Raw genomic sequence first — 23,803 nt, 5'->3', positions numbered from 1 at the left:
AAGTTAACATAATTCTTTATAACTTTATTATTTGTATGTTTGGGTAAATTTTTATTCAAAAATTTACAATTAAAATTTACAAGAATTGGATTAATTGTTTTTGCAATTATAAATGTTATTTTTGCAAAGAATATTTTCCAAAATCATCCATCATCTAACATCCATCACCCTTCATAAAAATGATATTAGTTACAGGTGCAACAGGAATTCTCGGGAGAGTAATCGTTTTAGAACTGCTAAAACGTGGCAAAACAGTACGCGCTACAAAAAGAAAATCCAGCAATCTGCAGGAGGTTAGAAAATCATTTCAATTTTATACGGAAACTCCTAATGAATATTTTGATTCCATAGAATGGATAGAAGTAGATTTCGAGGATATTCATTCGCTACAAAACGCCTTGAATGGAGTAGAAGAGGTTTATCATTGCGCCGCTAAAGTGAGTTTTCATCCTAAAGATGAAAAAAAAATGTATCAAACTAATATTGAAGGCACAAAACAACTTCTGTTTGCTTGTCAAAATTCTTCGGTGAAGAAATTCCTTTTTGTAAGTTCTATCGCGGTTTTAGATGGATTGAATGAAAACGGAGAATTAGACGAAAATTCCGATTTTAACCCGAAAATCGACCATTCTTCGTATGCAATTTCTAAACATTTTTCTGAAATGGAAGTTTGGCGTGCATCAGCAGAAGGTTTAAACACGGTAATTGTAAATCCTGGTTTAATTATAGGTTCTGGCAATTGGAAAGAAAGCAGCGGAACTTTATTCAAGGAATTGGGCGAAAATGCCTATACATTTTCTGGAGGAACTTCTTACGTAGATGTTCGAGATGTGGCTCAGATTTCAATTGAATTGATGGGAAAAAATATTTTTGGCGAAAGATTTATCTTAATTTCTGAAAATAAAAAATACCAAGACGTTGCCAATTTTATCAAACAAAAACTAGGAAAACAAGCTGTAAAAATCGTTCCAAATGGTTTGTTGAAAACGGGAGTTTTCTTAAATTCAATTTTAGGTTGGCTTATTTCTCCACTGAAAATGGCGAATAAAGTAAACGTACAATCGGTTACCGAATTCAATAAAATATCAAGTAAAAAAATAAAAGAGAAGCTCAATTATCAGTTCATTCCACTGGAAGAAAGTTTAGCTTTTCATGTAGAAAATTATAAAAAAGAAAGGAAGTAGGAAGTTAGAAGCTGGAAGTCCGAAGATTTGAAAATCTTTGATTTTCAACTTTGTCTAACTTTGCAAATTCGCTTTAGCGAATTCTTAAAATATTTTCAAAGAATTATTATAAAATCTTTGCGTTTAAAAAATATGGAGAATCAATTTTTAGGAAATCAATATTTCAATATATCAAATCAAGTGGTGTCTGCAACTTGTCCATCCAACATTGCCTTAATCAAGTATTGGGGGAAATACGCCAACCAAATTCCTGCAAATCCTAGTATTTCATATACTTTGAATCATTGCAATACCCAAACTTCAATGGAGTTTTTGGCAAACGAACCGTTTTCTGTTCAGACTTTTTTGGCAGGAAATGAAGAAGTGAAATTTGCAGAAAAAATTGAAAAATATTTTAAAAATATTGAACAATATTTGCCTTGGATTCTCAAAGGGAAATACGTTATTAAAACCGAAAATACATTTCCGCACAGTTCAGGAATTGCAAGCTCTGCTTCTGGTTTTGGCGCTATTGCAAGTTGTTTGATGAGCTTAGATGAGATTTTCTCTACTGACAACCATCAACCATCAGTCATCAACCAAAAAGCTTCTTTTTTAGCTAGATTAGGTTCTGGAAGTGCTTGCAGAAGTTTGTATAACGGTCTTGTAGTTTGGGGGAAAACGGATGAAGTAGAAGGAAGTTCTGATTTATACGCCGTAAAATATCCTGATGAGGAAATTCACCCAATTTTTAAGAATTTCAATGATTGGGTTTTACTCATTCACGAAGGTGAAAAATCGGTAAGTTCTACTGTTGGTCACGGTTTGATGAATACCAATCCTTATGCAGAAAGACGTTTCCAAGAAACGAGAGAGAATTTTGTTCCTTTAAAAGAAATTTTGAAGACTGGTGATTTACAGAGTTTTATAAAATTAGTAGAACACGAAGCATTAACGCTTCATGCGATGATGATGATGAGCGAACCTGCTTTTATTTTAATGAAAACGGGAACTTTAGAAGTTATCAATAAACTTTGGAATTTCCGCAAAGAAACAGGTCATCCATTATTTTTTACGCTAGATGCAGGAGCAAATGTTCATTTGCTTTTTCCAGAAAACGAAAGTACAAGAGCCATCAAAAATTTCATAGAAACAGAATTATTACAACACACGCAAAAAGGTGGAGTAGTAAAAGATGTGATGAAATTTTAAATCAATAGGACGGGCTTTAGCCCATTTTTTTAATTTAGAAATAAATTCAGAACATTTCTTACCTTACATCAATTCATTCGCTTCTCAGAAATGGTAATTTTGAAGAAAATTTAGAAAATGAAAAAATTCGAAATAGGAGTTGGAATGTTTGGCGATTTGGCTTTCGATAAAGAAACTGGAAAGTTTGCCAATCCTCAACAAAAATTACAGGAGATTTTAGCGGAAATAAAATTGGCAGATGAGTTAGGAATTGATGTATTTGCTTTGGGCGAACATCACCGACCTGATTATGTGGTTTCTTCCCCAGAAATGGTGCTTTCTGCAGCTGCTTCTATTACTAAAAACATCAAGTTAATGAGCGCGGTTACAGTTCTGAGTTCCGCAGAACCTGTAAAAGTGTATCAAGATTTTTCTACTTTGGATTTAATTTCTGGTGGAAGAGCCGAAATTGGTGTCGGTAGAGGAAGTTTCATTGAATCTTTTCCGCTTTTTGGTTATGATTTAGATGATTATCACGAACTTTTTGAAGAAAAATTAGATTTATTACTCAAAATAAATACTCAAGAAAACGTAACTTGGAAGGGCAAACTTCGTGCTCCTATGGAAAATCAAACGGTTTATCCTAGAGCAACGAACAACGGGAAATTACCAGTTTGGATTGCAGTTGGTGGAACTCCAGAATCTGTGTTAAGAGCTGCTAAATTAGGTTTGCCATTAATCGTGGCCATTATTGGTGGTTTGCCAAGACAGTTCAAACCTTTGATTGATTTTTACAAAAAAGAATATCTGAGACACGGACATAATCCAGACGAAATGCAAATCGGAATTCATTCTCACACTTTGGTCAGCGAAAATCCTGAGGTAATTGATGGATATTTTGAAAGTTATGCGGCTCAAATGAACAGAATTGGCAGTTCTAGAGGTTGGTCTGCTTATACTAAAATGCAATATGAAGGCGGCAGAAGCAAAGAAGGCGCGCTATTTATTGGAAATTCTGATGAAGTAGCTGAAAAAATCAATATGGTGAAAGAAATGTTTGGCTTAACCAGATATATTGCTCACATGGATGTTGGTGCGCCAAATCACGAGGTGATGATGAAAAGTATAGAATTATTCGGAACGAAAGTTGCTGAAAAAGTAAGATAAATTTAAAGTCATGAAAATACATCATATTGCTATTATCTGTTCTGATTATCAGGTTTCTAAGAATTTTTATACTGAAGTTTTAGGGCTGAATATTATCAGAGAAATTTACCGAGAAGAAAGACAATCTTACAAGCTAGATTTGGCGATTGGTGATGATTATGTCATTGAATTATTTTCTTTTCCGAATCCACCGAAAAGACCTTCTAGACCAGAAAGTTGTGGCTTAAGACATTTGGCTTTTGCAGTAGAAAATGTTGAAGAAAAACGAACAGAACTATTGCAAAAAGGAATCGATTGTGAAGAAATTAGAATAGATGAATTTACTGAGAAAAAATTCTTTTTCATTGCCGACCCAGATGATTTGCCTTTAGAATTTTACGAAATGTAACTTTTTAAAATCTCAAAAGACTTATTTATTTAATTTTTAAGAAATTTTTGTGATTTATGAACAAATATTTCTGAAACGCAAAGTTTTATTTTAACATCAATCAAACAAGGAAAGCAAAGTTTTTTCACTTTGCGAATTTTTAAGCGTAAGCTTCAAGCGAATTATTTCGCTTCTTTGCTTCCTTAAAATAGATTAAAATTTTTTTTCTTCTTTGCGTTTATATAAAAATAATATGTAATATTTTTTGACATGAAAAAAATCTTCTTTCTCCTGATTTCCAGTTTTTCTTTTGCTCAAAATACATCAGAAAAAGAAATCATAAAACCTATTGAGAACCTTTTCAATGCAATGAAATCTGCAGATTCTCTTGGAGTGAAAAACGCTTTTTCTGGTTCTGCAATTATGCAGACTTTTGGGAAAAATCAAGAAATAAGAAGCGATAAAGTAGAAGATTTTGCCAAACAAGTTGGCGCATCTCAAGCTGGCGATTTAGACGAAAGATTCACTATTTCTAAAATTTTGGTTGATGGAAATATGGCTTCGGTTTGGGTTCCGTATCAGTTTTATTATAAAGGTGATTTTTCGCATTGTGGGGTCAATAGTTTTCAACTCGCGAAAATCAATAATGAATGGAAAATTCAATATATTATTGATACTCGAAGAAAAAAATGTGATTAGATTTCATCTTCTGTAGCGACTTCCTCTCGGTTGTCGCTTTTTTCTTTTTTGCCTTCTTCAATCAGTTGGTTTACTTCGTGAATCTCGCCATCTTCTAAAGTTTTAATTTCCTCTTTTTGTTCATTATTTTCTCGGTCAATAAAAAAACTGAATCCCAATGGAAAATGGTCTGAACCAATGCTAGGATAAGTGAAAATTTCTTTCACAAAAATCTCTTTGCTGTGATACAATAAATCAAGCGGAACTCTGAAAAACCAATGTTTAGCATGAAAAGTTGCGAAAATTCCTCTGCCAATTCTCGCATCTATGAGTTCGCTGGTTTTTCTAAATAATTGCGAAGAATATGCCCAAGCTACATTATTGAAATCTCCCGAAACCAAAACGGGGATTTTATAATTTTTGACTTTTTTGGCAATGCTTAATAAATCGCCATCTCTTTCTTTAGACGTTTTTTCTTCAGTAGGACTTGGAGGAGGAGGATGAACACCAAAAAATACAAATTCATATCCATCTTTGGTTTTTAATTTTGCTTCAATACTCGGTAAATCATCAGCAACAAAATAATGCGTTTTTACTTCTAGAATTTCCAATTTTGAGTAAAAATGCATTCCGTAAGTGTTTTCTAAAGTCACTTTTTCAGAAAATGGATAATCTTTTTCTACAACTCGCATTGCTTTTTCCCAATCCGAGTTACTCTCCATCGTAATAAAAAAATCGGGTTGTTCTTTCGCAATTAAATCAATTAATTTTTGAAATTGAGTATTGAATTGATAAACATTTACAGCAATTCCTCTCACCAATTCTGAAGCGTGTTTTGGTCTGCGATGGTCTTTGTTTTTATAAAATTTAGAAAATCGAATAAGAGTAAAAACGTGATAAATGATAAATCCTAACTGAAAAATTTGTAAAACAAAAAGTAAGGTTTCTCCTTTTGCCCAAAACCAAGAAATCCCAAAAATAATGACTTGTAAAATGGTGATTTGAAGCATTAAAAATTCAGGAACTCTAAAAATCCAATGCTGGTTTTTACTGAACGGTAAAACGCTCAATATCAAAAGAAAGATTGAGAGAAAACAGAGAAGTTCTATCATTTGCCTTTAAAGTTTATGCTAAATTATTCATTTTCCGTATTTTTACACAGTAAATCTGAAAATCTAATAAAATAAAAAGTAAATTATGAAAATTGGAATTCTTGGTGGAGGCCAATTAGGAAGAATGTTCATTCAAAATGCATTAAACTACGACGATGAATTTCACGTTTTAGACCCCAACTCTGATTGTTCTTGTGCTTATATTTCACATTTTTCTCAAGGAAATTTTAATAATTATGAAGATGTTTTGGCTTTCGGTCAAGATAAAGATGTGATTTCCATAGAAATAGAACATGTGAATGTAGATGCACTTTTCGAATTGGAAAAACAAGGTAAGAAAGTGATTCCAAGTGTTGAAATCATCAAAACCATTCAACAGAAAATTCTTCAAAAAGAGTTTTATAAAAAACACAACATTCCAAGTCCTGATTTCGAAATTTTTGACGGAACTTCAGACGAAATCAAAATCAAATTTCCTTTCGTTCAAAAACTAAATACTGGTGGTTACGATGGAAAAGGAGTTCAAATCATCAAAAATGCCGAAGACTTAAAAAACCTTTGGACAGAAGATTCGGTTCTAGAGAATTTGGTGGATATAGACAAAGAACTTTCCATTATAATTGCCAAAAATGAAAACGGAGAAACCAAAACCTTTCCCGTAACAGAAATGGTTGCCGATGAAAAACTGAACCTTTTGGATTTCAATATTTGTCCTGCCGATATATCATCAGAAGTTCAATCTCAAATTGATGCCATTGCCGAAAAATTCATCAAAGCGGCAAATTCTGCTGGACTTTTTGCCATCGAACTTTTCCTTGATAAAAACGGAAAAGTTTGGGTAAATGAAACAGCGCCAAGATTACACAATTCTGGTCATCAAACGCAAGAAGGAAACGCAAATTCTCAATTCGAACAATTTTACAGAACTTTGAAAAATCTTCCTTTGGCAGATACAGATGCTTTTGGATTTTCAGGAATGCTGAATTTAGTTGGAGAACAAAACTACAGCGGAAAAGTAAAATATGAAGGTTTAGAAGAGGTTTTGAAACTCCCCAAAACCTATGTTCATCTCTACGGAAAAACAGAAACCAAACCCGGTAGAAAAATGGGACACATCAATGTTTTAGCCAATTCCAGAGAAGAATTACTAGAAAAACTGAATCATATTAAAACTTTGGTAAGAGTGATTGCTTAAGTGGGAGAGTTTTAGAATTGTAGAGTGGGTGAGTTGTAGAGAGGGAGAGTTTTAAAACTTTCGTCATTAATCTTCGGACTTCAGACTTCTAGCTTCAGACTTTTTAAACATTTCCTTTTTTAGGTTCATAATAAAGACTCCAGAAATAATAAGAATAGCCGCAAAAATAAATTTTGTGGTTATTTTTTCATCTAAAATCAACCAACCTAAGAAAATGGCGATAATCGTATTCACGTAATTCAGCATTGAAATTTGTGATGGATTTACCCTTTTTAGGGCATAAAGAAACGCATAATAAGTAATCACCGAGCCGAAAACACCCAAATAAACCACGTAAGCAAAAGATTCTGCACTCCATTTTTCGAAATCATAATTTTGGGTAAAAGCAAAGGCAAAAATAAGTTGCAGAATTCCAGCAAAAGCAAATTGATAGAATAAATTCAATAAAATATTATCAGAATGAATCGTGATTTTTTTGGTGAAAAGTGTTCCAGAAGCCCAACCTAAAATCCCGATGAATAAAACAATAAGTCCCAATCTGTAATCAGGATTCAGCAACTCTTGTAAACCATCAGAAAAAATGAGCAAAACGCCACTAAAACCTAGAATTAATCCTAAAACAGATTTCAGTTTAAATTGTTCTAAACCAATGAGAACACTTCCCAGAAATACAATAATCGGTGAAGTAGCAGTAAGAACAGAAGCGAGGCTACTATTGATGTGTTTCTCGGCAATGGTTGTCATTCCGTTAGCGATGATAATCATTAATGTAGAGAGAATAATTTGAGTTTTCAGATTTTTCAAACCAATCCATTTCAGTTGTTTTTTATAGACCAAAAAACCCAACAATAAAAGTGCAGCAATGCTTTGTCTGATTCCGGTAACAAACCAAGGTGGTATGGTTTCTACAGCAACTCTAATTCCTAAATATGTAGTTCCCCAAACTATTGCAACCGTGATAATGGCTAAAATAAGTTTGAAATCTTTTTCTGTGTTCATAATGATTTTCGCGGTACGAAGATATTCAATTCTAGCGTAAAAACGATATTTTTTTCTATCTTTGAAGGAGTAAAAATGTAAAAATGGTTTCAATTATCATGGGCAGTCAGAGCGATTTGCCAATTATGCAACAAGCTGCTGATTTTTTAAAATCTCTAGAAATTCCTTACGAACTCACCGTAGTTTCGGCGCACAGAACACCAGAACGCATGTTTGATTTTGCAAAATCTGCCAAAAATAGAGGCGTAAAAGTCATTATTGCAGGAGCAGGAGGTGCAGCACATTTACCAGGAATGGTGGCGAGTTGTACTACTTTGCCGGTGATTGGTGTGCCTATTTTGTCGTCTAATTCTATTGATGGTTGGGATTCTGTTTTGTCTATTCTGCAGATGCCTTCAGGAATTCCTGTGGCGACTGTTGCTTTGAATGGCGCTACCAATGCAGGGATTTTGGCTGCTAAAATTTTAGGAAGTTCAGACGAAGAAATTTCTACAAAATTAGAAATTTACCAATTAAGCCTGAAAGAAAAAGTGCTTTCTACCATCGAAGAAATCAAAAAAGAACACCCGAATTCTTACGATTAACTTGTCATTGCGAGGAGTTTTATGAAATAAAACAACGAAGCAATCTGTTTTCGTCAGTCTGAGCGAAATCGAAGACAGGAGCAAGACGCTTTCGTTTATTTTCACTTTCAGTCCTGCTTTTCGTTGCAATCTTTTTTGGTGGCTTCGGCTACGCTCAGCCTCCAAAAAAGGATTTCCACTGCAATCAGGGCTAGGATTTTGGGTTAGTTTTTATTTTGTTAAAGTTTGTTTATGTTAAAATTCTTCTAGTATTTTTTTTATTTTCTCAAAACCAGGAATTAATAAATTCTCAAAATCAATTTTGGTGTTACTATAGCAGTTCATCCAAGCATCAAAATCAATTTTTTTTGCAAAAATTTTTGATTCATCAATTTCATTGTCACCGTAACCAAAGTGTTGAACATATGTTGCTAATTCTAAAAAATTTTCATTTAGGGTTTTGTTGACAAATTCATTATTGTCAATTGATAGTTTCGAATCATATTCATCATAGCGATTTATTTCCCATAGAATATTTTCATCATCTTTAAGATTTAGTTTTTTTTCATAAATATATTCTGTCCATTTATCTATTTTATTGTCAATGTAAGATAATTCATCATTCCAAGAATTTGAATAAACTTCTGTAGATATTTTTTTATAGAAATATGATAAAATTATTGCTTTCTCAAATCTCCATTTTGGATTGTTTTTTAATTTTTTGTTTAATTCAGTATCTATTAAATGTTCATAGAATGAATTAAGAATATGTATTATATTTAGTGCAATTTGGTCTTCTTTTTTAGAAGTATTATTTTCAAAAAATTCCTTTTTAAATTTATAATCATTTTTGAGAAATTTAATTAAATGGAAAATATTCATATTGATTTGGTATTAATTTTTTAAAGATTTTTTTTTGTTAATTTACGCTGAAAATTACAAAATTTATTATTATATCTTAGAATTTTATTGATTTAATTTTTTGTTATTACTGAAAAAATAAAATAGTTAATATGATAAGTCATTTTCTATTCTTATTTTTATTATAAATCTAAATTTCGAATTTGTAAAAGAAATGTTGAGATTCCTACGGAATGACAAAAATGCTGTTAAAAAAATCTGCTAAAATCTGTAAAATTCAGTGTTTTCAGTGAGAGAAAATCAATCCAACCACAAAACCGTACCTTCAAATTCTCTTCGCCAATAGATTTCGTTGTGTTTTCCGTCTTCGTCTATTTTTAGGAAAATATTTTTAGATTTTACGTTTTTAGATTTCAGATTTTCGATGACACGATTGGTTTGTTCTTCCATGTCTTCATCTTCGTGTTTTCCTTGGATAAAATAATATTTCTGATGCTTTAAATTGACTTTAGAATGGCTAATAAATGCATTCAAATCTTCGGCATTAAACCAAAAAGCAGAAGAAAAAGCCAATACTTTCCCGAAAGTTTCAGGATATTTCACCGCTGCATAAACAGAAATCAGCGCTCCGAGTGAACTTCCACCAATCGTAGTGTGTTTTTTACAAGATTTTGTTCTGTAATTTTTATCGATGTAAGGTTTCAGCGTTTCCACGATAAATTTTACGTAATTTTCTCCATTTCCACCGCCGTATTTTGCATTTTTGAAAGGAGAGAGTTCTTCAATTCGTTTTTCGCCACCATTATCTATTCCTACTACAATTACAGATTTTACCGTTTTTTCAAAAATTTTGTTTAGCGTTTCGTCTACTTGCCATTCTCCAGCGTAAGAAGTAGCATCGTCAAAAAGATTTTGTGCATCTTGAAGATACATCACTTGAAATTTTTTGCGAGAAGTTTCGTAATCTTTAGGCAAATAAATCCAAATTCTTCGTGTGGTTTTAAGTTGAGGAACGTCAAAATTTTCAGAAATAATCTTCACATTTTCTGTCGCCGTACTTTTCTTTTCTTGACTCCATAAAAAAGTGCAACTAATGATAAACAGAAAGCGAAAGAAATTTTTCATGACAAATTATTTTAAGATGCCTCGGATTTTGTTGGCGTTTTTGATGAGTTCTTCCAGAAGTTCAAAATTCTCTTTTTCTAGAGCAGATTTGAATTTTCTGAGCTGTGTAATGTGTTCATTCAGAACGTCTAACACATTTTCTTTGTTTTGTTTGAAGATAGGAACCCACATTTCTGGATGCGATTTTGCCAAACGAACCGTACTCGAAAAACCAGAACTCGCCAGTTGGAAAATGGTATCTTCTTCTCGTTCTTTTTCTAAAACCGTGTTTGCCAAAGCGTAAGAAGTGATGTGTGAAATGTGAGAAATGTACGCAGTGTGAACGTCATGAGCGTCTGCATTCATGTAAATCAGGTGCATTTCTAGATTTTTGGCGATATTTTCTACCAATGCTAAGGCATCTTGCTCAGAATCTTCACGGTCGCAAATTACGGCCGCTCTTCCTGCGAAACTTTCTTTCTGAGCGGCTTTAGGTCCAGAATTTTCGGTTCCCCACATTGGGTGAAATGCTACAAATCTTTTTCGATTAGGATGATTTTTGATGGCTTCTACAATTCCAGATTTGGTAGAACCGGTATCCATTACCGTTTGTTTATGGGTGATTAAATCTAGAACTTGTGGTAAAATTTTAACCGTAGCATCTACTGGAATAGCGGTAATGATAAGGTCTGCGTTTTTAACACCATTTTCAAAATTTTCGAAACGGTCTATAATTCCTAATTCTTGGGCTTCTTGAAGGTGAATTTCTGATTTGTCAATTCCTATAAATTCTGCTCCGAAATTTTTTTCGCGGAGTTTTAGGGCGATAGAACCACCAATTAAACCTACACCAATAATCGCAATCTTCATTTTGAAATTAATTTTTTAGAGTTCTTTTTCCTTTTGTTTGATTTGATTAGAAATATTCAGAATATTAATAAAATTGGGAATTAATGTAGCCACTGCTACAGCTAAAAAGGTTGCAAAAGATTTTCCGTTGTAATACATCATGCTGAGTACAATAATCCAAACAATAACCAATCCTAAAAAGATTCCTAAGAAAACTTTTTGTAATTTTTTTAATTGGGGAACACTCAGGTCTGTGTATTTTTTCTTTTGCATATTTTGTTATTTTAGTTTTTTAAGACTGATGAAGTGGGCATTTTCTTTACATTTTTCAAAAGTAATTTCATATTTAGGATTTCCTTCTGGAGCGGTAAGTAAATAACTTGGGCAAGGTTTTTTCTGTGCATCGCTCTTATCAAAGTTAATTTCTCCTTTGGTAATAATGCTGTCTTTCAGAAATTTTTCGTCTATTTTCAAGGTTTTCATTTCTGCTTGAAAAGCTTCAGAATAGATGAAATCTTTCGATAAAGTTTCGGCAATTACTCTAGAATTGGGAAGATAACCGCTACAACTTACCCCTTTTTTGTTCAAAATAAAGAATACAATTAGTAATCCTGGAATTAACCCGATGAAAAAGAATTTCAGTTTTCTCATTGAATATGATGTAAAAAGTAAGTTGAAAATTTAAAAAATTAAAAGGTTGATGTCGTGATAAGTAAGATCGAATTTGTCGCAAATCACTTTTTTGGTATGTCTGCCTTTGTACATGTAAAGCGATTGTTTCATTTCGTTTCTTTTTAAAAGCATATTCTCGAAACCACCTTCTTCGTCATAATTCAGGAGATAACTTAGGAAGAAATTAGAAATAGCTTTCGTAGTAGTTCTCGGCATTCTAGAAGATAAATTCGGCAATCCACAGTGAAGAATTTCGTGTTTAATAATGACAGGATTTTCGTGAGTGGTTACTTCTGTAGTTTCTATACAACCGCCGTAATCTATGGTCAAATCTATAATTACAGAGCCTTTTTTCATGGCTTTTACCATGTCTTCTGTTACTACATAAGGCATATTGAGTCTAGGCAATGCGCCAATCACTACATCAGCTCTCATTAATGCTTTTTTTAATTCTTTCGGGTCTATAATTGAAGTAGGAACTCTACTGTCTATAAGTGTGTGGAGCCTTCTTAATTTAGATAAAGAATTATCAAAAACTCTTACACTTGCCCCTAAACCGATGGCAGCTTTTGTCGCAAATTCTCCTACAATTCCAGCTCCTAATACTACTACTTCTGTAGGACGAACTCCGGTAATTCCGCCAAGCATTAATCCATTTGATTTTGCCAATAATTCTGAAGCATACAAAATGGAAATTCCACCTGCGATTTCGCCTATCAGTCTGATAAGTGACAACTGGCGGTATTCATCCATAATGAATTCAAAAGCGATGGCGTTTACCTTTTTTTCTGCTAATTTTTTAAAATAATCTTTGTCTCTTAAGTTAATTTGAAGTGCAGAAACCAAATAAGCATTTGGTTTTAAAAATTCCATTTCTTCTTCGGTTGGTGGATTGATTTTAAGAACCAAATCTTGTCCGTACACTTCTGCTTGACTGGTTGTAATCTGAGCTCCTGCTTCAGAAAACTGTAAATCGGTAAAGAAAGAACCTTCACCAGCGCCAGCTTCTAAAATAATATCATGACCATGTTCTACCAAAACTTGTACTGCATCTGGAGTAATACACAGTCTTTTTTCGTGTAAACAGGTTTCTTTTGGGATACCAATGCTAAATTTTTTTCCTTTTTTGAGAACTTCTAATTTTTCCTCTTTAGGAATGAGTTGTTCTTCAGTAAAAGGTGTAAATATGGTAGAACTCATTGTTTTAAATTTTAATCTACAAAGATAGCGAAAAATGGGATAGGTAAAACCCTAGAAATTATGGATTCTTTCTAAGGAAAATTTTAGTGGAAAACAATTTCTCTATAATCTCCATGATTGTTAATTACCATTTCATGATGAGGTAAATCTGCCAATTCTTCTTCGTAGATTTCTGGCCATTCTATAATGCAGAGAAAAGCATTGTCTAGATATTCTTCAATCCCAAAATCATAGGCTTCTTCTATTTTTTTGAGTCGATAAAGGTCAAAATGAAAAACTTTTCCTTTTGGTGAATGGTATTCATTTACAATAGCGTAAGTAGGCGAAGAAACTTCGTCTGTGCTTCCTAAACTCTTCATCAAGAACTGAGAAAATGTGGTTTTACCAGCGCCTAAGTTTCCTTTAAGCAAAAGAATATTGTTTTTTAAATTGGGCAAAATTTCATCTACTACTTTTTGCCAATCTTCAATTTTTTCTATTTGGAATGTTTGAGACATGTTTTTTGAAAATTTTTTCAAAAATACGGAATTGTTATGGTGTAAAAAAGCGGAAAAAATCAATTGATTTTTTCCGCTCCATGCCTAAGTATAATAAACTATGAAAAAACTACTTAGGTTCTAAAATACTGATAGGTATAATGATTTCTTCTAGTGAAATTCCGCCATGTTGATAGGTGTCTTTGTAATAATTCACAAAGTGGTTGTAATTTTTGGGATAAGCCAAAAAGATGTTGTTCTTCGCAAAAATATATTTGCTGCTGAGATTTCCTTTGGGTAAAAACAATTTCTCTGGATTCGTAATTGCCCAAACATCTTTTTCGTCATAAGTAAGCGATTTTCCTGTTTTATAACGAATGTTGGTGCTGGTTTCTCTATCGCCTACAACTTGCGAAGGTTTTTTTACATAAACCATTCCATGGTCAGTTGTAATCACCAGTTTGAAACCTTGTTCCGCTGCGAGTTTGATGATTTTTAAAATTGAAGAATTTTCAAACCAATTTACGGTAAGACTTCTGAAAGTTTTGTCATCTCTAATCAATTGGTCTACAATGTGATTATCCGTTTTAGCATGCGAAAGAATATCGATGAAATTATAGACAATCACCAATAAATCATTATTTTTATGTTGGTTAAAATCATCTAAAATCTTGCGCTCAAAATCTGCATTCAGAACTTTCAAATATTTCATGGACTTGTTTTGTAGTCCAATTCTTTTCATTTGGTCTTCTAAAAATTCGCGTTCATGCTCGTTTTTATTGCCTTCTTCATTGTCATTAAACCACTTGTCTGGAAAACGCTTTTCGATTTCTGAAGGCATTAAACCTGCAAAAAATGAATTTCTGGCGTATTGAGTGGCAGTAGGTAAAATACTGAAATATTCGTCTTCTGAAACCTTGTTGTAAAACCTTGCGAAAAGCGGTTCTATCACTTTCCATTGGTCATATCTCAAATTATCAACCATCAAGAGTAAAACTTTGTCTTTCTCTAAAATGGGTTTTACTTTTTCCTTAAAAGCAGTGTGAGACATAATTGGTTTTTCTGTGCTGTGAAGCCATTCTTCGTAATTTTTTTCTATAAATTTAGAAAACTGAATGTTGGCTTCTTCTTTTTGAGATTGTAATAAATCTGCAAACTCATTGTCAAAAACTTTATCGAATTTGATTTCCCAATTCAAGATTTTCTTATAATATTCTGCCCATTCTTGATAAGTGTTTACGTAGCTGAGTTCCATGGAAAGATTACGGAAACCTTGCTGATATTCTAATTTGGTTTTTTGCTCTACCAAATCGTCTTCTTGAAGATTTTTCTTCAGCGAAAGCAAAACCTGATTCGGGTTTACCGGTTTTAGAATGTAATCAGAAATTTGTGAACCGATGGCTTGTTCCATGATGTGTTCTTCTTCGTTTTTGGTCACCATCACGATTTTTATAGAAGAATCTAAATCCTTAAGCATAGGAATGGCTTCCAGGCCAGAAATTCCGGGCATGTTTTCGTCTAAAAGCGCGAGTTGAAATTTTTCGTTTTCTATTAATTCTAGCGCTTCGTTTACGTTATTCACTGGCGTTACGTTATAGCCTTTATTTTCTAAAAAAACGATATGTGGTTTGAGTAAATCTACTTCATCATCAATCCAAATTATTTTTGACATAAATTATTTTTTAGGTTAAGATATAGGTTGAGGTAAAGGATAAGGTTAAGAAGTTAGACGTTTCATCTTGCATCTTCTGACTTCCTGCTCCAAATTATCTCTCCCAAAAATACGCCAAAACTGTCTTAAATATTGTATAAAATAATTGGAATATGGTTAAAAATCTGTTAAACTGAAAATGAGTCTTGAGTTTATTGATAAAGCTGAGGTTCTTTTATTCCTTGAGAAATTAAAACTGTTTTATTCATTTCAAAATGAGCTTTTGTCCTTTTATTTAAGTATTTTTTTATAAAATCAGTCTTTCAAAGCATCAATAACTCAATTTTAAGCACCCCGAATTTTAGAATTTTGTACATGAACTAAAAAATAAACATTCTTTAAATCTGGTTTCTGAGTTTATCGAAGAATAAACGAGGTCAAAATATATGTTTTTTGAAAACTATTTTCTAAAAATGGGAGTTGTGCAACAGCTACCGCTGTTACCAGCTGTGTTTCCTTCTTAGTCATTTTTGTATTTAACTCTTCTGATTTTTTTGATTTCAGTTGCAACATTTAGTTCAATGCAAACAAGTCCAATAATAATGGCGATTTCCCCTATAAAGTATGCTGTTCCAATAGTTGTAAGTTGTGGGTTATAGAAAATCACAAGACCAATAGTCAAGACACAATAAAGCAGGTTAGCAATGCTAATACCCTTAATAAAAGTTGTCCAGTTCGTTTTAATAACAAAAAAACAAGTCGTTGAATAAATACAGAAAAAAACTGCAATTACTGAAAGATAAGTCAATATTCTTTCAGGCATTCCAAAGTATTCATTGAAAATTCTCAAAACTACAAACAATAAAAATGCAGTAGTCAAAGCCCCTATACTGTCTATTAGGAACATTTTTTTTGGCTCTGATGACAATTGTTTTATAATCTTACTTACTGTCTTTTTCATTTAAATTGCAAGTTATAGTTATGTCAAGCATTTACAAGTCGTCTTAGGTGTTAGTGTAGTGGTCTAACATTGCTGGTAACGGTTCAGCGGATTTGTGAAGTCCCGAGAAGGAAGTTTACTTCCGTTCTTAGGGTTTTGCAAATTCATAGTGCAAGTTGCACTATTCAAATATACTAAAACTTTTATAAAAACAATGTTTTACAACATAAAAAACACCATTGTAAGCGCTCTAAATTTTAATATTTTAAAGACAAACCTCTCTAAAATTGCTTCTAAAGAGGTCAAAATATATATTTTTGAAAACTATTTTCTAAAAAAAAAGGAGTTGTGCAACAGCTACCGCTGTTACCAGCTGCCATCTGTCCATTGTGTCGTTGTAAGCATTGTCAATATTGAGTTTCCGTGTCATTGTCTGCTGCATTTGTCGGGCTGTGAGTCTGTGTATTTTTATTTTTTTTGAAGCGTTGGGGAATTTTTTAAAAACAATTTATTTCTGCGTTGGCAAAGCAAGCTCTTTTGCAATTTTTGGTCTGTGCGTTGGCTTGTGCGAATTGCAAATGTGCTTGCTTTAGTTTGGCTTTCTTATTTCTTTCCATATTTTCTGAATGCTGCAATAAACTGATAGATTAAAAATCCAACAATGATTTTATTTAAAAAATCAATCGTCAAAGAAATACCATTGAGTTCAGATTTGTTGACCAAAAAATCTGTTCTGTGTGTTATGTCAATAAATGAAAAGTAATAGCCAAATAAATTCCAATCAATTTCGTTGGCATTAAAAATTCTACCCAAACTCCATAAATACAAAACGTAAAATAAAATTGACAAGACTATCGTTCCAATAAACGGTTCTTTAATTGATAGTCCGTGATTGTTTGATAATCCATTTATTTTAAGAATAACTCTGTCCCAATATGGTAAATTCTCAATTTTTTTAAGTGCTTCGTGAGATATTGCTTGAAATTTTTGTGCTTCATAAAAATTCCCTGATGCTTCAAGCTGTTTTTTTAATTGTAAAAATGTTTCGTAACGTGTCTTGAAATAATTCTTGTCTTTTCTATCAGGATAATGAATATTTTCAATGGTTTGTATTTTATCAAAATCCTTGTATTTGCTTGGAAAGTCGCAAGCTGTTAAAGTAGTTTGCCCAAATTTATTTCTGTAAAGCGAAATTGTATAATAATCATCAAATGCAACATTATCAAACCAAACTTTGTCTAGGTTTGATTTGTGTATTTCTAATTTTGTTTCTTCTGTTTCTTTTCTGAATGGTTTGATGTTATAAAAATTAGCTCCTAATTGTGCTGAAAAATTTCTGATATACCAACTGTCTATGTTACAATTTTCAATAAGCAATTCGCCTGTTGAATAACCGCTGAGAGATAATGCCAATAGTTTAGCATTGATTATTTTCGTCAAATTGTGTTCTTTGTCAGCCGAATACTTAACACTCAAACTAACTTTAAAATTCTGCTTTTCTTCATCGCTCGGATAATATCCAATTTTATTTACGCTGTCATAAGGTATTTTGTAAATTCCTCTTTTGTCTGTCTTATTTTCATTAACCGTGAAAACTATACTCTTGCAATCGTAAATGTAAAATGAGTGTTTTTCAGCAAGTAAATTTTCAAGGGTTGCATTGACAGATTTTAATAATTTCTTCCAACGAATTGGGAAAATATTTTCTTCCGTGTATGAAACAACAGCCCTTTTTAAATCAAGCAAAAACAATGAATTGTTTAAAAGACAATTGTTCGTTTCAACGTTTTTCAAATTTTCATTCTTTATTCTTCCTTGTAAAATTGAACTACCAAAGAAGATTGAAAAATTTGTTGTGATGATATTATCAACATTGATTTCATTGATAAAACAACTTATAAATTGAATGCTTATGTCTTTGAAATCTATTGTTTCGGTATTTTCAATTTCTAATTTTTTAAACCGACAACCTATAAAACTAAATGTAATTCTACCGTCTTGAAATGGTACATTTGAGAAGTCCGAAGCCCTAATGACAATTTTTGTATCATCAGGATAGTCCGTATTCTCTATAATTGTGTATGGTGTCAAAAAAATTTCATTCATTTCTATTGTCGTGACATTTCATATAATTCACGTTACAAAGTTACTCATTTGATGCTGTTTACTTATCATTAACCACAATTATATAAACGAAATTTGAAGCAATCTTCACTTGTTCTGTAAGCACTTTACCGTTTAAAGTATTTGAAGTGGGTTGGTTTATTGTCTGTGGTAGTAAATCAATTAAATTTTTCAGATAACTTATCTTAACTGCGTAGCCAGCATTTTCAGCTAAAGAATGTTTAGCACTAACTATTCCTATGAGATTTCCATTTTTGTCAAAAAGAGGTCCACCTGAATTTCCGGGCTGAACAGGTGCAGAAATTTGATATAGTGATATATCTCCCTTAAAACCTGTTTTAGAGCTAACAATTCCGTTTGTCAGTTTAATTTCTTCACCCATTGAATATGTCATAGGATAACCTAAAACAAAAACATTTTCTCCAACATCTGCAATTCCCTGTCTAAATGTATATGGAATAGAGCCAAGTGAAGTGAAATTTGGGTCATTAATTTTGAGAATTGCTAAGTCGTTTCTCTCATCAGACACGATAACTTTGGCAGATAGTTTTCTATAAAAGTTGCCATTTACCCCTTTTACTTCAATAGAATTAGCATTTTCAATTACGTGATAATTGGTTACAATATAACCGTTAGAAGAAATTGCAAACCCTGTTCCTGAAGATTTTTTAATACCTGAAGATGAAAAGTTAGAATTAGCGGGATACATTTTTAAGTAACTGCTTTCCTCGTTACCACCATCTTTTAGATTTGTGACTGTTTTAAGCGTTTGTCCATCGAAGAAAACGTAAGTGTCATTGTTCAGGGATTTATTTGCCATATACCAATCAGCTTTAAAAACTCCTGTGGTTGCACTTGGTCGTAGAATTGCTTTTACATCGCCAACTTTCCACCAATTTCTATAAGTTCCTGAACCCAGATAGACTAATTTGTATGTTTGTCCGTCTTTTACACATCCTAATTTGTACCCATCTTTATCAAAGTCTTCATAAATGCCGACTATACCATCATTTTGTTCATCTACTTTTTGTCTAAGAGTGGTTTCTGTTAGATTTGTTTTTGGGTGGTTGTCAGGATTATTAAGAGTATAATTGCTAAAACCAAAGCCACGACATCCCGAATAAGAACCAGCGTCAATCAATGAGAAGTCTTTGAGTCCAGGTGGAATTGCTCCGTTGAAAACAAAAGTTTCATTATATTTCTCTCCAATTTTCGCATTGTTCCACCCCAAATTATCGTTGCAAACTGTTCTTTCAATATTCCCATTACTTTGCAATTCTCCTAAATAACTTGCTTCAAAATTACCGGACTTAATTTTAGCGTCACTTGATGGAGCTGCTGATGTCAATCTCCTTAAATTCTTCGTTGGTATCTGTTGAATTGTAACAAATGTCAAATCTCTACTTCTATCAATTTTCACTTCGTATAAAGCACCAGTATGCCCGTCAGACTGAACTTTACTTGTACCATAAAATGTAGTTGTCTGAGCATTTGTTGTAAAGAAGTTGAAAAACAGCATTACAAATGTTAGTAGCGGAAATGGTTTAATTTGTTTAAATGTTTTACTCATAACAATATTAGAATAGTTTATAATTTTTTGTTTAGGGTTGGCAAAAATGGCTCTTTTGGTTTTGAGAAGGGTCGGCTCGTGTGTCGGGCAAAACTAAATGTGCCATTTGCGGTTCGGCTTTTTTACACTGACCGATAACGGTTAGGCGGATTTGCGAAGTCCCGAGAAGGAAGTTTACTTCCGTTCGTGAGATTTTGCAAATTCATAGTGTAAGTTGCACTATTCAAATATACTAAAAACTTTTATAAAAACCATGCTTTACAACTTCAATAACTCCATTGTAAGCGCTCTAAATTTTATTATTTTAAAAACAAACCTCTCTAAAATTGCTTCTAAAGAGGTCTAAATTTTAATATTTTTAAAAACTATTTTCTAAAAAAAAGAGTTGTGCAACAGCTACCTAAGTTAGCAGAAGTTCTTTTTAAATCCTGTTTGCGAATCTATATATTGTTTTGGTGATTTTATCTTTAAAAAGTTCATAAATTTCAAATTGATTTATATTATTCTGTGTTATGATAATCGGCTCATAAGTGTTATCGATAAAAATTTTAGAATAACCTAAGTCAGAAGAAAAATGGTTTGCATTCCAAGAATAATATAGTTCTACTTTTTTAACTCTTTCAAAACTTATTTCTTCATTCGTTCGCGTTAATTTGTTGGTTATTATAATTTGTTTTCTCAATAAATCTAATGAAACTTTCTTTTCTTGATTTAATAGAAAGTATTTTTTTCTTATTAGTGCTACTCCAAGATTTTGATATGTTAATGCTCCGAAAAGAATTACAAAGGAATAGGCAAATAATATTTTTGGAAGTTTAAAATTTTCCCAATCAATAATCATTTTACGAGAAATCATTACTAATAAAAAAATCGTGAATGCTAAAAGAAAATAACCATAAATTATGTTGATGAAAATTTCTTTCTTTTTATATGTATATTCCATTTAACACCTTTTTGATAGAATTTCTGCTAACGGTTCATCGGATTTGCGAAGTCCCGAGAAGGAATTTTACTTCCGTTCTTGGGATTTTGCAAATTCATAGTGCAAGTTGCACTACTCAAATATACTAAAACTTTTATAAAAACCATACTTTACAACTTCAATAACTCCATTGTATGCGCTCTAAATTTTAATATTTTAAAAACAAACCTCTCTAAAATTGCTTCTAAAGAGGTCAAAATTTTATGTTTTTGAAAACTATTTTCTAAAAAAAAAGAGTTGTGCAGCAGTTATCGATGTTGTGCGATGTTTTTTATAATGATGTTAAATCAAAATACATTTGTCTTGTTTCTTCATCTTTATCATTTTCTGTTAAATATTCGAAATTTAATCTTTCATAGAAATGTAAAGATTGGTTGTATGCGTCTACAGTAATTAGTTTACATGCTTGCTTTTCATTTAATTCTAAGGTATCGTTTATTATATTATTAACAATTAGTTTTCCTAATCCTTTCCCTTTAAAATCTTTATCTATACCTAATCTCCCTATTTTAAGAGCTGGAAATGATTTTAAGTGTCGTTTTGGATGACTTACTAAATCTTTAAGAAATCTTTTAAAAGCACTTTTGCTTGCGAAACCTTCTTCTTCGACTTTTAAACTATCGTTAAATATACTATAGTAGGCAACAGTTTGTTCCTCGTTTTCTAAGATAAATGTAGTAGCTAAAAATTCTTGTTTATAGAATTTTGCTTTTTCAAATAAAAATTCATTCAAATCAATATCTTCACAATCAAAAGGTTTAATTGTGTGAGCTTCATTTAGTAAAATTAAGGAAAGTTGCGATAATTCTTCTTCTGACACGAATTAAGCTTTTTTTAGCAACGATTTGAATATAGCAGCATCTTTCCTAACTTCAACTAACTTTGAAGTAGAATTTGAATCTTGACGCTTATTTACTCTCATCTTTGAAAGAAAATTGACAGCATCTCGACCTCTTAATACTGGGGTTATTTTAATTGGTTTTGCCATTTTCTTTTGTTTTTAATTATACAAAGTTATCAATTTCAATTAATATACCAAAATTTTCTTTTGTTTTCAAAATATCGCACAACGGTTCGGCGGATTTGCGAAGTCCCGAGAAGGAAGTTTTCTTCCGTTCTTGGGATTTAGCAAATTCATAGTGCAAGTTGCACTACTCAAATATACTAAAACTTTTATAAAAACCATATTGTACAACATGAAAAAACACCATTATAAGCGATCTAAATTTTAATATTTTAAAAACAAACCTCTCTAAAATTGCTTCTAAAGAGGGCAAAATTTCATGTTTTTGAAAACTATTTTCTAAAAAAAGGAGTTGTGCAACAGTTACCTATGTTACCTGCAGTGCTTTTAATAATTTTCAGAATAATATTTTTCTACCATTGAATCAACTTGTTTTTTAGTAAATTTTGAATTTTCACTTCTCCAATATGCAATAGAATAGGCTTCTGTTACAAATTTGTCATAATTTTTGGATTCCTCATTTAGAAATCCTTTTTGATTTTTATCAGCAAGTATTCCATCAATTTTTAGATTTAAAGTTCCATTATTTGTTTCAATTTTAGCATCATATTTAAAATCAATTGAATTTGTGTAAAAACCAAGTTTTTTTCCTTTTAGTTCATAAATCTTATTTTCTTTAAAACTTTTTTGAAGATAATTCCAATCTTTGTCAGTTAAGTAAAATTTGGTTTTAGTATCGTTTTCAAATAGATTATAATGTGTAAAAAAATTATTTTTAAAGTCAATAACACCATTTGGACTTTTCAATAGGATATTCTTTTCAATAATTTTATTTTTTGAATATCCGTAATGTCTCATAATTTTTGTATATTTGCTCAAAATCAAATAATTACAGATGAACTTATTTAGTTTTTCAGCGCATTTTGGAACAGAGGAAGATTGCAGAAACCATTTCAAATCCGAGAGGGATAAAATTGGTGTGACTTGTAAATGTGGAAGCACGGAACATTTTTGGATTAAGAGCAGACTGAGTTATGAATGTAAAAAATGCAGAAGCAGAACGTCTTTGAAAAGCGGAACAATCATGGAAAATTCAAATTTATCCTTCCTAATTTGGTATAAAACTATGTTTTTGATGAGCGTAACCAAGAAAGGTTTTTCTGCGAAAGAAATTCAAAAACAATTGGGATTAAAGAGATATGAACCAGTTTGGGCAATGGTTCATAAGTTAAGAAAAGCCATGGGAAACCGAGATGCGAAGTACACCTTGGAAGGGATGATAGAGTTTGACGAAGCCTATTTTACAGTAGAATCTAGCGAAATAGAACAGGAAAAGGGAATTCGTGGAAAAGGTGCGGTTGGGAAACAAAATGTCGCAGTGATGGCGGAATCAACACCTTTGGAAGATATTGAAACAGGTAAAAATGAAAAACAAGTTCGCTTCTTTAAAGCGAAGGTTCTGGATGGACACAGTGGAGAAGAAATCAATGAAACCATTAAAGAATCCATTGATAATCAAAGCATTGTTTTTACAGACAAAAGCACTTCTTATGTGGATATTGCAGATTTTGTACAACTCCATGTTATGGAGAAAAGTTCAAAAGAAACCACGGAAGAAACTTTAAAGTGGGTTCATATTGCTATTAGCAACGCCAAAAGAAATTTGCTTGGAAACTACCATAAAATTAAAAGAAAGTATCTTCAACTCTACCTCAACGAATTTATCTACAAACTAAATCGAAGATATTTTGGGGATAGACTCTTTGAAAGGCTTATTATTGCTAATATTACAGGATTATGACTAAAAACGGATATTCGATTTTATTTTGATTACAGGAAACTGCAAATAGAAATAATAATAAAATTTCAATTTTTTTCATTTTTAGACGCCATTGGTTTGAAGCATTACAGGTAACGGTTCGGCGGATTTGCGAAGTCCCGAGAAGGAAGTTTGCTTCCGTTCTTAGGATTTTGC

At 32.0% G+C, this 23,803-nt stretch carries 25 protein-coding genes; 8 read left to right on the top strand and 17 right to left on the bottom strand.

Translation table 11 applies throughout. The features are described 5' to 3' along the window. Window positions 1-179 precede the first annotated feature (179 nt). From KKQ79_RS07520 to KKQ79_RS07500, 5 genes are all read left to right on the top strand, one after another. Window positions 180-1,184, top strand: coding sequence for an NAD-dependent epimerase/dehydratase family protein (locus KKQ79_RS07520; protein ID WP_213189607.1), 1,005 nt, complete (start codon window positions 180-182; stop codon window positions 1,182-1,184). A gap of 132 nt (window positions 1,185-1,316) precedes the next feature. Further along, complete coding sequence (locus tag KKQ79_RS07515) at window positions 1,317-2,375, top strand: diphosphomevalonate decarboxylase (protein ID WP_213189606.1); 1,059 nt, start codon at window positions 1,317-1,319, stop codon at window positions 2,373-2,375. Window positions 2,376-2,492: 117 nt separating this feature from the next. Further along, a complete protein-coding gene (locus KKQ79_RS07510) occupies window positions 2,493-3,521 on the top strand; it encodes an LLM class flavin-dependent oxidoreductase (RefSeq protein WP_213189605.1) in 1,029 nt (342 codons plus the stop codon). A 10-nt stretch (window positions 3,522-3,531) separates the two neighbouring features. Then, on the top strand, window positions 3,532-3,909 hold the full coding sequence (gene gloA2 / locus KKQ79_RS07505; protein WP_213189604.1) for an SMU1112c/YaeR family gloxylase I-like metalloprotein: 378 nt from the start codon (window positions 3,532-3,534) through the stop codon (window positions 3,907-3,909). Window positions 3,910-4,158: 249 nt separating this feature from the next. Further along, a complete protein-coding gene (locus KKQ79_RS07500; protein WP_213189603.1) occupies window positions 4,159-4,587 on the top strand; it encodes a nuclear transport factor 2 family protein in 429 nt (142 codons plus the stop codon). On the opposite strand, the gene KKQ79_RS07495 is transcribed toward KKQ79_RS07500, so the two are convergent. Next, entirely contained in the window at window positions 4,584-5,636 is a 1,053-nt protein-coding gene (locus KKQ79_RS07495; protein WP_250131214.1) for an endonuclease/exonuclease/phosphatase family protein, read from the bottom strand. The genes KKQ79_RS07500 and KKQ79_RS07495 overlap by 4 nt on opposite strands. A 127-nt stretch (window positions 5,637-5,763) precedes the next feature. Here KKQ79_RS07495 and KKQ79_RS07490 point away from each other — a divergent pair, with 127 nt between their 5' ends. Next, entirely contained in the window at window positions 5,764-6,873 is a 1,110-nt protein-coding gene (locus tag KKQ79_RS07490) for a 5-(carboxyamino)imidazole ribonucleotide synthase (protein ID WP_213189601.1), read from the top strand. Between the two features lie 66 nt (window positions 6,874-6,939). Here the strand turns inward: KKQ79_RS07490 and KKQ79_RS07485 are convergent, their stop codons facing one another. Next, window positions 6,940-7,872 (bottom strand): DMT family transporter, encoded by a 933-nt coding sequence (locus KKQ79_RS07485; protein WP_213189600.1) that lies wholly within the window; start codon window positions 7,870-7,872, stop codon window positions 6,940-6,942. A gap of 83 nt (window positions 7,873-7,955) precedes the next feature. On the opposite strand from KKQ79_RS07485, the gene purE reads away from it, so the two are divergent. After that, on the top strand, window positions 7,956-8,456 hold the full coding sequence (gene purE / locus KKQ79_RS07480; protein ID WP_213189599.1) for a 5-(carboxyamino)imidazole ribonucleotide mutase: 501 nt from the start codon (window positions 7,956-7,958) through the stop codon (window positions 8,454-8,456). A gap of 234 nt (window positions 8,457-8,690) precedes the next feature. Here the strand turns inward: purE and KKQ79_RS07475 are convergent, their stop codons facing one another. The 15 genes from KKQ79_RS07475 to KKQ79_RS07405 form a co-directional block, all read right to left on the bottom strand. Continuing rightward, window positions 8,691-9,317 carry a hypothetical protein gene (locus KKQ79_RS07475; protein WP_213189598.1) on the bottom strand — a complete coding sequence of 209 codons (627 nt, stop codon included), beginning with the start codon at window positions 9,315-9,317 and terminating at the stop codon, window positions 8,691-8,693. Between the two features lie 279 nt (window positions 9,318-9,596). Continuing rightward, the gene (locus KKQ79_RS07470) at window positions 9,597-10,421 is read right to left on the bottom strand and encodes an alpha/beta hydrolase (RefSeq protein WP_213189597.1); all 825 of its coding nucleotides are present in this window, start codon (window positions 10,419-10,421) and stop codon (window positions 9,597-9,599) included. Between the two features lie 6 nt (window positions 10,422-10,427). After that, on the bottom strand, window positions 10,428-11,270 hold the full coding sequence (locus tag KKQ79_RS07465) for a prephenate dehydrogenase (protein WP_213189596.1): 843 nt from the start codon (window positions 11,268-11,270) through the stop codon (window positions 10,428-10,430). Between the two features lie 15 nt (window positions 11,271-11,285). Beyond that, complete coding sequence (locus tag KKQ79_RS07460; protein ID WP_213189595.1) at window positions 11,286-11,522, bottom strand: hypothetical protein; 237 nt, start codon at window positions 11,520-11,522, stop codon at window positions 11,286-11,288. Window positions 11,523-11,528: 6 nt separating this feature from the next. After that, complete coding sequence (locus KKQ79_RS07455; RefSeq protein WP_213189594.1) at window positions 11,529-11,900, bottom strand: hypothetical protein; 372 nt, start codon at window positions 11,898-11,900, stop codon at window positions 11,529-11,531. A 30-nt stretch (window positions 11,901-11,930) separates the two neighbouring features. Further along, entirely contained in the window at window positions 11,931-13,121 is a 1,191-nt protein-coding gene (locus KKQ79_RS07450; RefSeq protein ID WP_213189593.1) for an alanine dehydrogenase, read from the bottom strand. Between the two features lie 83 nt (window positions 13,122-13,204). Next, a complete protein-coding gene (tsaE, locus tag KKQ79_RS07445) occupies window positions 13,205-13,618 on the bottom strand; it encodes a tRNA (adenosine(37)-N6)-threonylcarbamoyltransferase complex ATPase subunit type 1 TsaE (RefSeq protein WP_213189592.1) in 414 nt (137 codons plus the stop codon). Between the two features lie 109 nt (window positions 13,619-13,727). Continuing rightward, entirely contained in the window at window positions 13,728-15,269 is a 1,542-nt protein-coding gene (porX, locus tag KKQ79_RS07440; RefSeq protein WP_213189591.1) for a T9SS response regulator signal transducer PorX, read from the bottom strand. A gap of 499 nt (window positions 15,270-15,768) precedes the next feature. Then, window positions 15,769-16,209, bottom strand: a complete 441-nt coding sequence (locus KKQ79_RS07435; RefSeq protein WP_213189590.1) for a hypothetical protein — start codon at window positions 16,207-16,209, stop codon at window positions 15,769-15,771. Between the two features lie 582 nt (window positions 16,210-16,791). Further along, window positions 16,792-18,294, bottom strand: coding sequence for a hypothetical protein (locus KKQ79_RS07430; protein ID WP_213189589.1), 1,503 nt, complete (start codon window positions 18,292-18,294; stop codon window positions 16,792-16,794). A gap of 58 nt (window positions 18,295-18,352) precedes the next feature. Beyond that, entirely contained in the window at window positions 18,353-19,831 is a 1,479-nt protein-coding gene (locus KKQ79_RS07425) for a S1C family serine protease (protein ID WP_213189588.1), read from the bottom strand. A gap of 472 nt (window positions 19,832-20,303) precedes the next feature. Continuing rightward, on the bottom strand, window positions 20,304-20,723 hold the full coding sequence (locus KKQ79_RS07420) for a hypothetical protein (RefSeq protein WP_213189587.1): 420 nt from the start codon (window positions 20,721-20,723) through the stop codon (window positions 20,304-20,306). 412 nt (window positions 20,724-21,135) lie between these two features. Then, window positions 21,136-21,684, bottom strand: a complete 549-nt coding sequence (locus KKQ79_RS07415) for a GNAT family N-acetyltransferase (RefSeq protein ID WP_213189586.1) — start codon at window positions 21,682-21,684, stop codon at window positions 21,136-21,138. A 3-nt stretch (window positions 21,685-21,687) separates the two neighbouring features. Beyond that, on the bottom strand, window positions 21,688-21,852 hold the full coding sequence (locus KKQ79_RS07410; protein WP_213189585.1) for a hypothetical protein: 165 nt from the start codon (window positions 21,850-21,852) through the stop codon (window positions 21,688-21,690). A gap of 363 nt (window positions 21,853-22,215) precedes the next feature. Further along, window positions 22,216-22,830: a hypothetical protein gene (locus KKQ79_RS07405; RefSeq protein ID WP_213190750.1), complete on the bottom strand. Its 615-nt coding sequence runs from the start codon at window positions 22,828-22,830 to the stop codon at window positions 22,216-22,218. Between KKQ79_RS07405 and KKQ79_RS07400 the strand changes: the two genes are divergently transcribed. Continuing rightward, window positions 22,724-23,629: an IS1595 family transposase gene (locus tag KKQ79_RS07400; protein ID WP_213189584.1), complete on the top strand. Its 906-nt coding sequence runs from the start codon at window positions 22,724-22,726 to the stop codon at window positions 23,627-23,629. The two genes, KKQ79_RS07405 and KKQ79_RS07400, sit on opposite strands and share 107 nt — an antisense overlap. Window positions 23,630-23,803 lie beyond the last annotated feature (174 nt).

The organism is Cloacibacterium caeni (assembly GCF_907163125.1).
GTDB lineage: Bacteria > Bacteroidota > Bacteroidia > Flavobacteriales > Weeksellaceae > Cloacibacterium > Cloacibacterium caeni_B.
This window is presented reverse-complemented; position numbering and strand designations above follow the sequence as displayed.